The following is a 13301-nucleotide window of genomic DNA, read 5'->3' as shown; positions in this document are numbered from 1 at the left end:
AATTCCCTCTTCAAACATTTTAAAAAAGAAGCGGTTTTATGACAAAAAGTAGGTTTTCTTTTGCGGCTTTTTAAATTATTGCGCCGAACAATAGAACATTTACAAGAAAGCTTAGTTTTAATAGTTTGATAACCATTGCTTTACTATTCTTTTCGTATAAATTTACAACCGTAAACCAAACACTCTACTCAATATGGCACTTGCAAAACAGTATGTAAAAAGCAAGCCTACAATTTGCAAAGTAACGTTTACGCTGCCCGCTGACGCTGTGAATGGCGCCAAAGAGGTTGCCCTAGTTGGTGATTTTAACGGCTGGGATGCGTCAGCTACTGCTCTGAAGAAACAAAAAGACGGATCTTATAAAACTACGGTTGAACTCCCCGTTGGCCAGGACACGCAGTTTCGCTACCTGATCGACGGCGAAAAATGGGTGAATGACCCGGAAGCCGATAAGTATACGGGCAGCGGTGTTTCATCGGACGACAATTCAGTGGTTGCTTTGTAATCAGGTCTTCCTGAAGGGTTGCGCAGAAACAATACTCAGAAAAAAGCCCGGCCGGATGGTCGGGCTTTTTTCGTGGGTTCGTCCGGACTAAACCGTAAAGCTATCGGACTCGACGTAGGCTTTGATCAGGGCGGTTTCGCCTTCCTTGCCGGGGTAGGCATTGCCGTGTTCCATTCCCCAGATAAACTCTTTGTTTTCGGCTTTGGCTTTCTGGTAACAGTGCTTGAACACGTTTTTGTAATTGATTTCGCCCGTGGTTGGCTCCTTCCGACCCGGATTGTCGCCAATCTGGAAATAACCGATTTCGCTCCAGCACCAGTCGATGTGCGGAATGATGTGCCCTTCGTTTTTCTGCATGTGGTACACATCGAACAGAATTTTGCAGGCCGGGCTGTTGACGGCGCGGCAGATTTCGTAGGTCTGGTCGGACGTCCGTAAAAACAGGTTGGGCGTATCGCTGAGCGGTTCCAGCACCATCGTCAGGTTATTCGGAGCCAGAATGTCGGAACCCCGGCGCAGGGCGTCGATGACGTGGCCCGTTTGAATCCCGATGGGCAGGTTCCGCTGAAAATCGCCGGGCACCACCGTCATGTATTTGGCGTTCACGCGTTTGGCCACTTCCACGGCTTTTTTGCAACCCGCCAGAAAAATGTCGATAAACTCCTGCTTACCGGCCGCGAGGGTGTTGGCGCCATTACCGCCTTTATCGACCACGAACACGCCCATTTTCATGCCCAGGCGGTTCATTTCCTTTGCAATTTTCTCCTGCTCCTCCACCGGCCGGCCCATCATGCCGTTGTCTTCCAGCGCCATAAAACCGTTGTCGGCCATGAACTTCAGCTGATCGACGACGTCCTTTCCGGCGCTGTTCGTAAACATGCCAAAGTGGGGCGCATACAGCAGCTTGAACTGGTTTTTGGCTGCGGTTTTCGGTTGAGCTGGCTCGGTACCGGCCAACGAATTGCCCGCCAGCGCAGCGCCGGCCATTCCTAACGTTGATTTGACAAAATCGCGACGTTGAATCATAATGAAGAGAAACGAAGGTGTTTATTTTCTTTTTAAACTCGCTAGATAATCGACTAAATCCACCAATTCCTGCGTCGACATGTTTTCCGGCAAACCCGAAGGCATCATCGATGCATCCAGTTGTTTCATGGAAACCACGTCGCTCATTTTGTAATCGGTCACGACCCCGCCCGGAAACTTCATTTGCAGGTCGGTTTCGGTTTTGCTCGAAATGATGCCCGAAACCGTGCTGCCGTCCTTGAATTTAACCTCGAAGCCTTCATACCCGAAACTGATTCCGGCGTCGGGATACAGAATGGCCAGGTATTGCCCTTCTTTCGGCAATTTACTGCCGATTTCCGACAGTTTCGGGCCGAAATCCATGCCGGTGCCGTTGACCTGGTGACAGATCGAGCAATTGGTTTTGAAGACGTTCAGACCCCGGCCAGCGTCGCCGGTCATCGCCAGCAGTTCCGGAATAGCGGGCAGTTTCTTACCGCCCCCGCCTTTGGCTCCGTCCAGGTAACTGGCGGCTTCCATCCGAACTTTCTTCCGCCAGGTGTTGGCCACGCCCTGCACGGCCGCCGTCTTGTATTCGTCCTTGATCTGGCCCGAGCGCAGCAGCGACAGGATCAGTTCCTCGCCGTCGTTGCTGCCGCCAATGGCCCGCGTGGCTTCCCGGCGCAGGGCCGAGGGCCGGTTTTCGTCGAGCGCCACGGTTTTCAGCATCTCCAGCGATTCCTTACTGCCCACCCAGCGCAGGGCCGACGCCATGTTCACGGCGGCTTCCGGATTGTTTCCGTTGATGACTTCCCAGACCATTTTGCCACCGCCCTGTTTCAGCAATTGCCGGGTGGCATCACGGCCCGTCATCTCGTTGAACTGCTTCTGACTCAGGGCCAGCAGCCGCGGGTTTTCGGAAACCGGTTCGTAACGGCTCACCATTTCGATGTATTCGGGCTTGCCGTAGGTATCGTCCAGCAGTTTCGTCAGGGCAGCCATGGCTTCCGGCGTGCTTCTCACAAAATTCGGATCCAGGTGGCGCAGGGCCAGCTTGTTGATTTCAATGTCGTTCGGATTGGTTTTCAGAATACCGAGCAGGGCGTTGGATTTTTCGGTCGTGCCGGGGTTGAAATCAAACGCCCGGAAATACCGCAGTCGCCCCGTCAGGTCGGTCTGTGGATCGGACGCCAGCCGCGCCAGCATCGGAACAGCCTCTTTGGTGCGGGCCCGCCAGACAATGTCTTTGCCACCCGCCGTGCTCAGCGGATTATCGCCCGAGCGTTTCAACCAGGCGGCATAATACGCATCCCACTGGCCATCAGCGCCAATGCCGAGGGCTTCCAGATACCAGCGGTCTTTGCCATCGTGCCGGGCCGCCAGTTGCGCCCACAGATCGGGGGCATCGGGGGAGGCATTCCGGTGCAACGCAATGGCGCATTCCCGCAACACCTGCGGATCGCGGTCGTTCACCAGTTGCTTCACATACGGAATTACATCGCCTTTCAATTGCCGGGCCGCCCGCAAACCCGCCATCCGCAGATTCGGATCCGATTCTTTCAGGGCGGTTTCGATGTATTTTTTGCCTTTACCGTCCAGTTTGCTCAAGAGCCACAACGCCCGGGCTTTCATGCGCGGGTCGGCTGCGGTTTTATACAATTTTGCCAGGTCTTTTTCGGCTTTTGGCCCCAGTTCGCGCCAGTGGTTCCAGGCCGCGTAGCGAATCGCCATGTTCGGGCTTTGCAGCGCTTCGATGGCTCCGGCGGTGCTTGCCAGATCGATTTTCGGGATTTTATACGGGGTATTCGGCGGAGCAACGCGGTAGACGCGGCCCCGGTTTTGGTCGCCGGCCTGGTGTCCTCCCACGCCGGGATCATACCAGTCGGAGATGATGAGTGAACCATCGGGGGCGACACACACATCCGAAGGCCGGAACCACTGGTCGCGGACGCCTTCCAAAACCGGCACAATGGTCGCTTTGTAGCCCGCGCCCTCGTTTGTCACCGGATAGGCACGCACCACGTTCGGGCCGGCGTCGCAGTGAATCACCTGGCCCTGAAAGACCTGCGGCAGCAGTTTCCCTTCGTAAACCAGAATTCCCGTGGGCGAACCCGCGCCGGTTTGCAGCAGGTTCGGCACCACGCCGGGGTCGTTCAGGTGCCAGTGCCGCAACGGAATGGTTTCTTCCAGATTGGTCCGGTTGGCCCGCCAGCCTGCGCCGGTCATTTCGTCGGTGTAGCCGTAATTCCCGTATTCCATCACGTAATTGATCCGGACGCCCTTGTTGCCGTCGTCGTCGTTGTCCGACTGCCACATAGCCCCGTACGAATCTACGGCCACTTCGTAGTTATTCCGGAAATTATGCCCCAGAACCTCCATGTCGCTGCCGTCGGGATTGCAGCGAAACACCATGCCCTGCCGGAAGTTTTTCAAATCGATTTCTTTGCCGGTGCTGCGGTCGATGATCGGCTTGCCGTCTTTATCGAGAATCTGCTTGCCCTCGTTCCCGAAATTGAAATACCATTTTCCATCGGGACCGAACACGAACGAGTGCATGCCGTGATCGTGGTCACCGCCACTGATGCCGCTGAACAGCAGTTCTTTTTTGTCGGCTTTATCGTCGCCGTTCTCGTCGGTGAACACAAACACATTCGGGCTATCCGACACAATCACCTTGTTGCCCTGCACCCAGATGCCGAGCGGAGAAACCAGCTCCGGCCCCTGGTAAAACGTCTTGGTGACGTCGGCCTGACCGTCGCCGTTGGTATCTTCCAGAATCAGGATGCGGTCGCCTTCGGGGCGGGTGGGATTACCGTTGATGCCGGCGCGGTAGTTATAGGCTTCGCACACCCAAACGCGGCCCCGCGCATCGACGTCGATGTTGGTGGGGTTGGTCAGCATGGGTTCGGCGGCAAAGAGCTTCGCTTCCAGACCCGGTGCCACGTTCAGGCTACCGACCGCGTATTTCGGGTCGCGCTTGTCGTCGTCGGAAAGACCGGCAAAGAGCCGGTTGAGGTAGTTCGCGGAGGCCCGGTTGAGGTTCGTATTTTGCCAGGCGCCAACCAGAACGCCCCCGGCCAGAAGACCGGCGGTTGACAAAGCCAACGCCCGCCGGGGTAACCGGACTTTTTGAAAGTAGCGAGTTGGGATCATAAACTTCCCGTAAGGGTAGAAGGGTTGGAATAAACGGTGTAAATGTAGTAAGAAAACCGCAAACTTTTCCGGGTCCGCTGGGCTCACCCGCCCCCGGTTTTGGTTTCCGGAAGGTCTTAGTTCAGGTACGGTTCAATCGCTTTGGGGTAATCGGCAAAGGCAATTTCCGGTTCGGCAATTTCCGGGTGCCACATTTTTTCCCATTCAAAGCTGTAATACCCTTTATAACCACCGGCTTTCAGCGCGTCGATGGCTTCCTGTAGGGGCGCGACGCCTTTTCCTACCAGCGTATACACCGGTTTTCCATCGACCAGGTTGCCATCCTTGATGTGGGCATGCCGGATGTATTTTCGCAACGTCCGGTAGACCTCGGCGGGCGGCTCTTTGGTAACCGACCACATGTTAAAAATATCCCAGATGAGTCCCACGTTCGGATGGTTGGCCTGCGTCATGATCCGGAGCAACAGATCTTTCCAGATCACTTCACCGTGCGATTCGAGCAAAACCGTGGTGCTGCCTTTCTGGGCGTAGCGGCCCAGCTCCAGCAAGCCGTCACTAATCAGGTTGATGGTTTTTTCCCGATCCTGGTCTTTTGGCAGATCGTTGGGAAACACGCGCACGTAGGGACACCGGAGTTCCTGCGCCAGATCGATGAAGCGTTTGGCTTCGTCCAGGTTCTTCTGCCGTTTGGGCCCATCCGCATCGTGCAGGGCCGCCGAAGCGCCCAGGTTGCAGATTTTCAACCGATTGTCGGCAAAGAGTTTCCGGGTTTCAGCGATGCGGGCCGGGGTGCTGAATTCCGGGCATTTGGGCAAAAACAACTCCCCCTGAATCCCCCGGATTTCGATGGCTTCGTACCCTTCGGTCACGGCGGTTTTAATAATCTGGCTCAGCGGCCATTTGGGGCATCCCAGCGTGGAAAAGGCCAGCCGTGACTTCGCTTTTTTAGCGGCCAGACCCCAGGCAGCGGCTCCGGCCAGTCCAAGGGTGCGTTTCAAAAAGGTCCTGCGCGTGTTCATGCCACCTATTTTATTCAAGTCAACCTGAAAAGCGTTTCAGCCCCAGAAACTAATGGGTTTTCGGCAAAGATTACCGTCCGCTCCTTCCGGTCGTCGCTCAGATTGTGCGTTCCGATTTGGAAAATCCCGGCGGGAGTTCGTTTCTTACCGGCCTGAACAAATTTTGTTTCTTCTATGACCCCTTCCTGGCAACTCACCCACCAACGCGCACTGGTTACCGGCGGCACCAAAGGCATCGGCGAAGCAATCGTGAAGCAATTGCTCGATCTGGGGGCCGAAGTGTTTATTGTGGCCCGCGACAACGCCCTGCTGCAACGCCAACTGGCGGACTACCGCGAACACGGTTTTTCAGTGGATGGGCTGGCGACGGACGTTAGCCAGCCGGGTGCGAACGCGCACCTGATCGAAGTTCTTAAAAACCGGTGGGGCAAACTGGATCTGCTGATCAACAATGCCGGAACCAACATCCGCAAAGCAACGATCGACTACCACCCGGCCGACTTCGATCATTTGCTGAACACCAACCTGCGGTCCGGCTACGAACTGTGTCAGGCGGCTTATCCCCTGCTGAAGGAATCCGGCAACGGCAGCATTGTCTTTGTTTCGTCAGTTTCGGGCCTGACGCACACGAGCAGCGGCTCGATTTATGGCATGACCAAAGCCGCGCTGCACCAACTGGCGCGCAACCTGGCCGTCGAGTGGGCACCGGACGGCATTCGGGTCAATGCCGTGGCTCCCTGGTACATCCGCACCCCACTGGCCGAACCGGTTTTAACGAATCCCGAACGTTTAGAGAAAATCCTGAACCGCACGCCCTTGGGCCGCGTCGGCGAACCGGCCGAAGTGGCAGCCGCCGTCGCGTTTTTGTGCACGCCCGCAGCGGGCTACATCACCGGCCAGACGCTGGCAGTGGATGGTGGCCTGACGGCCTGGGGGATGTAAACGGTTACGGTATACGGTTTTGGGTTTACGGTGACTGACGCCGTTGCGGCTGATCAGCACCCGCTTCCGATCAACCGACAGATACCGTAACGATGGCCCAGCGGAAACCGAAAACCGTATACCAAAAACCGTATACCATTTATTTATCCAGTACCACCACCTCGTTGATCAGGTAGCTGCCTTTCTCCGTCATGAGGTTGTACACTTTCTGAACCGTCCGGACGTTGGTCTGGACAGCGGCAACTTTCCAGGCGGAAACCGAACGGCTGGCGCCATCGTAGCGGTACAACACATCGCCCGTGCGCAGGTCGCCCAGTTTTTTGGCACCGGTAACGGTCTGAATCGGGTGATTCGCGGTCGCTTCCAGCAAAACCGGCCTGGTTAGTGACAGGCTGGCCGAAACCTCTTCCGCCGGCGTGAGCCAGACACCGGCAACGGCCAGATCCGGTTTTTCGTGAACGCTGACCTGCTGCACGTTCGTCGGGACCAGCATGTGGGTTTTCGCATCGTAGGCCATCACCGCGTCACCCGGTTTTACGTCCTGAATCGCTTTGGTTTGCCGGTCGGCCAGCGTCACCACGGCATCCGCCGGGAAGCAGAAGTTGTATTCCTCCTTTTTCTTGTCACCGCCTTCTGCCTTCGCTCCGCCACCGCCCAGCAGTAGGGCCATTTCGCGCGACAGCACAAAACCGAGCGCCGACATCAGGCCGGCTTCTTTTTCACCCACGTACTTCAGATCATCGATGTAGGCATCCCAGGCCTTGCGGTCGGCGCTGGCCCCGGGAATTACGAACGGTTTGGTTTCTTTCGTTTTGCCGTTTTCGTAAACCGCCAGCAGACCGAGCTCCTTCGTATCGGCGGCCGTGAACACCTTGTAGAGGTAAATTTTCCGGGGAATGCCGTCACTGTAGTTGAAGACATAGGCCGGACGTTCCTCGTAGCGATCCAGAATAAAGTCGCCGGATTTGAAGTAAGTATCTTTTTCCAGGTTTCCGATCTTGATCGCCTTGATGGCCTTCAAATGGTCCAGCGACATGGATGCGGTTTGCGCCCAGGCACCCTGCGAAACCAGGTGCAAAACCGCTACGCAACACAGCAAAAGAAAGTGACGGAGTAGGTTCGTTTTCATTTTAGTTCGTGACTTGTGATTGGCTATTCGATTTCCAGACTATTTCTTCGTGTATTCGCCGACGCGGGCGTGCAACGCATCGACCACCCGCCGGGCGGAGGTGAACGCGCCCGCCATCCAGGCCGTCAGGTACGTGGTGTGCTCACCCGCAAAGTAGATGTTGCCATCCGGTTCGAGCAGCGCTGGGTAAAATTTCCGGCGAACCGCATCGTCGTAAAGCGCCCAGCCGCCTTCGTTGTACGGGATTTTCTGCCAGGCCAGCGAAAACGAGTTTTCAAATTCCTGCGGGTATTGGGGGTGCAGTTTATAGCCCTGCTCCAGCGCCATTTTTTCCCGGGCCGCCAGTGTCAGGTCGCCCACCGCTTCGGCGCGGCTGTAGAAATTATAATACCCGATCAATACGCCTTTCTGCCCCAGCAGGCCGAACGACGGATACCAGATCTGGTTGATATCCAGGTTGGTCCGGGAAATGCCCCCGTAAATGGCCTCGTCTTCTTCCCAAAACCGGCGCTTGAACTGCAGACCGATTTTGCCGGTTTTCATGTACGGTATAAAATCCGCCGAGCGTTTCACCATCGGCGACAGATCGGAGTCAATTTTTTTCAGAATCGGTAACGGCAGCGTACAAACGCAGAACTCCGCCGTCAGTTCGGCCGGTTTTCCGTCTTTCTGGTAGACCACGCGCACCCCGGTTTCGGTTTTCCGCAGTTCGTTCACCGGCGCGTTGAACTGAATTTTGCCGCCCAGCTTTTTCTCCAATGCTTTCGGAATGGCGTCCATCCCACCTACGGGTTGCAGCAGCGTCGAATGCTGCTCGAACGTATAATCCCCGTTGTTGTAAAAAACCGGCTGCATGTAACCGGAGCGCAAATACTCCGTTAAACCGTAGGGATCGGTCAAATCGCCGGGAACGGTGCCCGCGCCGGGCGGATTTTTGTAGCCCCGGCGGTTGGTGCCTTTGTAGAGTTTGCCGGTGTTCAGATCGCCTTCATTTTTCAGGAAATCAATCAGCTTCTCAACGTCTTCTTTCGTCAACTGCTGGTCGAGCGACGCTTGATCCAGCGCCTTTGCCAGCAGTTCGCTGGTGTACCCGCGCAGGTCACTGTGGTATTCCCGAATCCGCATCCGTTTGTTCGCCAGCGCCCCGGTTCCGCCCTCGTTATACAACCAGGCCGATTCGTTGGAGCCGTTGAAAATTTCCAGCGGCACGCCCAGCTCCCGGCAATAGTGCAGCGTCAACTGGTGGTTGTGCGGAATCCGGGCGGCTCCCCCGTTAAAATACTGACCATCAACAAATTTACAAACCTGCTCGGGGCCGCCCATTTCGGTTTCCTTCGTCCCTCCGCGCACCGTCCAGACCCGGCCTCCCGACCGGCTGCGGGCTTCGAGCACGGTGCAATCGTAGCCCAGTTTTCCCAGTTCGTAGGCCGTGGTCAACCCGGCTAAACCGGCTCCGAGAATCACCACCTTGCGGGCTTTTCCGTCTCTCAGGCCGTTGGCGGGCAAATCAAACGCTTCGGCAGGTGCCGGTTTCAGCAGTCCCCACGCCAGCAAGGTTGCGTACGTCGCTCCGGTTGATTCAATAAAAGTACGTCGGGTCATCTGAATGAATGATGAGTAAGGAATGATGAACGATGAGTTCCTTACTGCGGTAGCTCATTCATCGTTCATCATCCATCATTCCTACTTAACTAAACAATTTTCTTGAACACCTCCATAAACAGGCCCATTTCATCGACGGTGCCGATGCTGACGCGGCAGAAGGGCTGGGCATTGTATTCGCGGGTGGAAGTGAGAATGCCGTTGCTGAGCATGTCTTTCTCGAACTGTTTCGTTTTCATCCGAATCGGAAACAAGACGAAGTTGGCGTAGGAAGGCACGTAGTCGTATCCTTTGTCTTTCAGCCCCTTGTAGAGTAGTTCGCGGGCTTTGTCGTTTTCCGTCCGGCAGAAATCCTGCCATTCCAGATCCTGATAGCTGGCAATACCGGCTTTCAGCGTCGTTACGCTCGGGTTCCATTCACCCCGTGAATAATCCTGAAGCTCTTTCAGAAATTTTTCGGGGCCGATGGCGTAACCCAGCCGCAGGCCCGCAAACCCGTGAATTTTGGAGAACGTGCGGGTCAGGAACAGGTTGTGACCTTCGGCCACCAGTTTTGGCAGGGCCGGGCGGTCTTCCGGTTTCAGAAAATCGATGTAGGCTTCGTCGATGAAAACCGGCAGTTTGGGCGATACGGCTTGGCTGAAAGCCACCAGTTCTGCCGCCGGAATAACCGTGCCGGTCGGATTGTTGGGGTTGCAGATGTACACCAGTTTGGTTTCCGGGGTGATCCGGGCTTTCATGGCGGCCAGATCGAAGCGGTACTCTTTCGTGAGCGGCACGGCGTCGATTTTCGCGCCGAATTTTTTGGCGCAACCCAGAAAGTCGTCGTAGGTAAACTGGCTGGTCAAAACCGTGCCGCCCCCGCCTTTGGCCGCGCTGCCCGTAAAATAAACCGCCATCGCCGTCAGCAATTCCGACGATCCGGCCGAAAGCATGATGTTTTCGGGCTTGACGCCTTCTTTCTGGGCAATCAGTTTTTTCAATTCCTGGCCTTCGAACATCGCGTAGCGATTGCCACTTTCAACCGCTTTCACGATGGCTTCTTTGGCTTTCGGCGACAGGCCGTGCGGGTTCTCATTGAACGCGATGCGGGCCTTGATCTGGGGCATTGGCTCGCCCAGACGGGCGAATTCGTTAACTAAAGTTTGTTCATGAAGTGCATGGGCGGCCACCGGATTCCAGGAATCCTGACCCAGCGTGGCCCGACCGAAAGTAGACCGATCCACGGTTAGGCCAGCGGTCAAAAGAGCGCCCGAACGTAACCAGTTTCTGCGGGTAATGGGTTGATCCATTGTTTCGTAAGTTTTTGTACTAAACTACGACGGTATTTTATTATTTCCGAATACTACCAAATTCAATTTTGCCTTTTCAAAAATAAGCAAAATTTTTAAAATCAATTCCGATTAAAAGTAGATTTATATTCTTTTCTCAATTATTCCCATTATCTACTTAAAAAGTAAACTCACTTTCCTATTTATCGCAATTTTTTCCAAAAAGTTACCTAAAATTTAAACCTGCTTATTTTTACTTATTCCGGATTGAGCCTGCGTACTTTCCCGCAAAAAATGCGTAGAAAGATTCGAAATGTTCCGCCGGAAAATGCCGGCTATTTGATCTGCGTACTGCCCGCTCCGGAAGCGTATTCACCAGTCAGTTTTTTAGCGACGTAACCACTAAAACTGACTCGTATGACTAACGGATCGACTGGATTCCGGCTGATCATGTAAAACCGGTGAGTGAGGGATTGATTGTTTCGCAGAGTTACGCAGAGGAAAAAACATCTCTGTAAAACTCTTTTAACTCCGCGAAACTCTGCGATATAACCCATTTCAAAAATTGAAAGCAACAAAAAACCTCCGACACAAGATTCTGTATCGGAGGTTTGAAAAGAATAGGCTTTGAACTTATTGCTTCTTGTAAACGAGTTGCAGAGTAAACGATACCAGTTCCGCTTTTTTGGTCGTCGGATTGAGCAGTGAATCCTGCACCGCAAACGCTTCGCTCAGTAACTGCGATTTGGCTTCATCATAGCTCAGCGTTACTTCATCGCCGTCGCTGTATTTCTTCGTCAGAGCGGTACCGGCGTAGTCCCAGGTGCCGTCAAAATCAACGACGGTTCCGCCGGAGCGGTCGGTTTCCGTAAAGGTTTTATCGTTTTTTAGCTGGAAACTGGCACTGATTCCAAACTGAGTCAACGCATCCAATTCCTGCCCGTTCGAACTGGTGTACGGAGCCGGCAAACCACCCAGTCGAATCCGATCGGTCGCCCAGGTGCCCACAATCGGCAACGGCTCCGGATCATCGCTCCCCTTGTTACAGGAACTCAGGCCCGCTGCAAACACCACTCCACAGATCAAATAAAGTAAACGCTTCATAACTTTCAGGTTTTTGTGAGTAACAGGTTTCGTGTGAATGGATGAGATGACCGTTGGAAACGTAAGCTACAAAAAAAAAGGTCAGCTTGTAAATTTCCGGGTAAAAACGCCGTATTTTCTATTTACCAATACGGCAGAAACCGCCCCAACGTTGCGTAACGGGTTTCTTTTCCCGAATAATTCCCTATTTTCTGCCGGATTTTTTACCGAAGACCCGGCCGTGGAATCACCGGCAGGCTCTCGTTCCCGTCTTCGCTAACGGCCTGAACGGCAAAGAAATAGTTGTCTTTCGAATACGGCAGCGTCAGGCCATTTTTATCGGTGAAAAATTTCTTCTGCCAGAAGGGCCAGTGGGTTTCGCGCATCAACACGTAGTAGCCCCTGATTTTCCGGCCACCCGACGCGCCGGCTTTGGGCGTCTGCCAGAACAGAATAGTCGAATTGGTCAGGCTGCGGGCTTCCACCGTCACGTTCTGCGGCATCGACGGCGCTTTGGCCAGATTCGCCAGAACCGCCCCGTTCATGGCGGTGTTTTTCTTCAGGTACTCAAAGTCCATAAACTTCACGTAATCACCGTACTCCACGCCGTCCTGCGTCCGCAAATCCTGGTGCTGGTGGGCAAAATTTTCGTTCATTTCCGTGATTCGAACCGCCGGAAAACCGCGCGTCACAAACGGCGTGTGGTCGCCCCCGCGCAAAAACCGGTCGTTGCGGTACACCATCACCACCTCGAGCTGATCGACATACCGCTCGCCGACCTCTTTGGTATAGCGGGCCAGTTGCCGCGACTTCCCGTCGTTTTCCAAACCGTATTGCCGGATGTTTGCCGCCAGCGAATCCGTCTGAAAACCGGGTAAGCCTTCGCTAAACACCCGGACGCGCGTGTTGTCCGTAATTTTCGTATCCGGGCTGTTGTTCGAGCCCACAATGTCGTTGTTCAGTAAGCCTTCCAGGTTCCACTTTTCGTCCTTCGCCCGTTGGGCCAGGTGATTCGCACCCAGCAAGCCCTGCTCCTCTCCGCTCACGGCCACGAAAATGATGGTGGCCGGAAAGGGAATTTTGCTCATCACCCGGCAAAGTTCGATCACAGCGGCCGTTCCCGAACCGTCGTCGTTGGCCCCCGGCGCATCAGCAGTGCGATTCATGACGTCGGTAACCCGGCTGTCGATATGACCGCTGACCAGAAAAATCCGGTCGTCGTTCGGGTCGGTGCCCTTGAGCGTCGCCATCACGTTGCCCATCGGCGTCACCTGATCCACCCGCCGACCGTCGGGTTGCAGCGTCCACGTATCGATCTGGGCCGTCAGCCGGCCCCCCGATTGTTTGGCATACTGCTGAAATTTACGCAACACCCACCGCTGGGCGGCCCCCAACCCGCGTTTGGCATCCGTCGGACTGCTCAGGGTGTGCCGGGTTCCGAAACTCACCAGGCTGGTTACGTGCGACCGGAGACTGTCGGCCGAAATTTCGCCGACCAGCCGGGCAATAACCGGATCACGAACCACCGTTGTCTGGCTCCGGACGGCACCCGAAATAAGAAGAAAGGCAAGCGATACGAGAACGGTTTTCAT

At 54.9% G+C, this 13301-nt stretch carries 10 protein-coding genes; 2 read left to right on the top strand and 8 right to left on the bottom strand.

Going from position 1 to position 13301, the window contains the following annotated elements; translation table 11 throughout:
* The first annotated feature begins 193 nt into the window (after window positions 1–193).
* Window positions 194–505 carry an isoamylase early set domain-containing protein gene (locus ACYVHX_RS06225; protein ID WP_460670764.1) on the top strand — a complete coding sequence of 104 codons (312 nt, stop codon included), beginning with the start codon at window positions 194–196 and terminating at the stop codon, window positions 503–505.
* A gap of 87 nt (window positions 506–592) precedes the next feature.
* On the opposite strand, the gene ACYVHX_RS06220 is transcribed toward ACYVHX_RS06225, so the two are convergent.
* The 3 genes from ACYVHX_RS06220 to ACYVHX_RS06210 all read right to left on the bottom strand — a co-directional run bounded on the left by ACYVHX_RS06220 (window position 593) and on the right by ACYVHX_RS06210 (window position 5661).
* The gene (locus ACYVHX_RS06220; RefSeq protein WP_460670824.1) at window positions 593–1528 is read right to left on the bottom strand and encodes a hydroxypyruvate isomerase family protein; all 936 of its coding nucleotides are present in this window, start codon (window positions 1526–1528) and stop codon (window positions 593–595) included.
* 24 nt (window positions 1529–1552) lie between these two features.
* Window positions 1553–4663, bottom strand: coding sequence for a PVC-type heme-binding CxxCH protein (locus ACYVHX_RS06215; protein WP_460670763.1), 3111 nt, complete (start codon window positions 4661–4663; stop codon window positions 1553–1555).
* A gap of 116 nt (window positions 4664–4779) precedes the next feature.
* A complete protein-coding gene (locus tag ACYVHX_RS06210) occupies window positions 4780–5661 on the bottom strand; it encodes a sugar phosphate isomerase/epimerase family protein (protein ID WP_460670762.1) in 882 nt (293 codons plus the stop codon).
* A gap of 195 nt (window positions 5662–5856) precedes the next feature.
* Here ACYVHX_RS06210 and ACYVHX_RS06205 point away from each other — a divergent pair, with 195 nt between their 5' ends.
* Window positions 5857–6624, top strand: a complete 768-nt coding sequence (locus tag ACYVHX_RS06205) for an SDR family oxidoreductase (protein ID WP_460670761.1) — start codon at window positions 5857–5859, stop codon at window positions 6622–6624.
* Between the two features lie 139 nt (window positions 6625–6763).
* On the opposite strand, the gene ACYVHX_RS06200 is transcribed toward ACYVHX_RS06205, so the two are convergent.
* From ACYVHX_RS06200 to ACYVHX_RS06180, 5 genes are all read right to left on the bottom strand, one after another.
* Window positions 6764–7753, bottom strand: a complete 990-nt coding sequence (locus tag ACYVHX_RS06200; protein WP_460670760.1) for a Hint domain-containing protein — start codon at window positions 7751–7753, stop codon at window positions 6764–6766.
* Between the two features lie 39 nt (window positions 7754–7792).
* On the bottom strand, window positions 7793–9355 hold the full coding sequence (locus ACYVHX_RS06195) for a flavin monoamine oxidase family protein (protein WP_460670759.1): 1563 nt from the start codon (window positions 9353–9355) through the stop codon (window positions 7793–7795).
* Between the two features lie 89 nt (window positions 9356–9444).
* Window positions 9445–10647 carry a pyridoxal phosphate-dependent aminotransferase gene (locus tag ACYVHX_RS06190; RefSeq protein ID WP_460670758.1) on the bottom strand — a complete coding sequence of 401 codons (1203 nt, stop codon included), beginning with the start codon at window positions 10645–10647 and terminating at the stop codon, window positions 9445–9447.
* A 612-nt stretch (window positions 10648–11259) separates the two neighbouring features.
* Complete coding sequence (locus ACYVHX_RS06185) at window positions 11260–11730, bottom strand: hypothetical protein (protein ID WP_460670757.1); 471 nt, start codon at window positions 11728–11730, stop codon at window positions 11260–11262.
* A 203-nt stretch (window positions 11731–11933) separates the two neighbouring features.
* On the bottom strand, window positions 11934–13301 hold the full coding sequence (locus ACYVHX_RS06180) for a M28 family metallopeptidase (RefSeq protein ID WP_460670756.1): 1368 nt from the start codon (window positions 13299–13301) through the stop codon (window positions 11934–11936).

Source organism: Larkinella ripae (assembly GCF_054780775.1).
The sequence above is the reverse complement of the archived record's forward strand: the minus strand, read 5'-3'. Positions and strand labels throughout refer to the sequence as shown.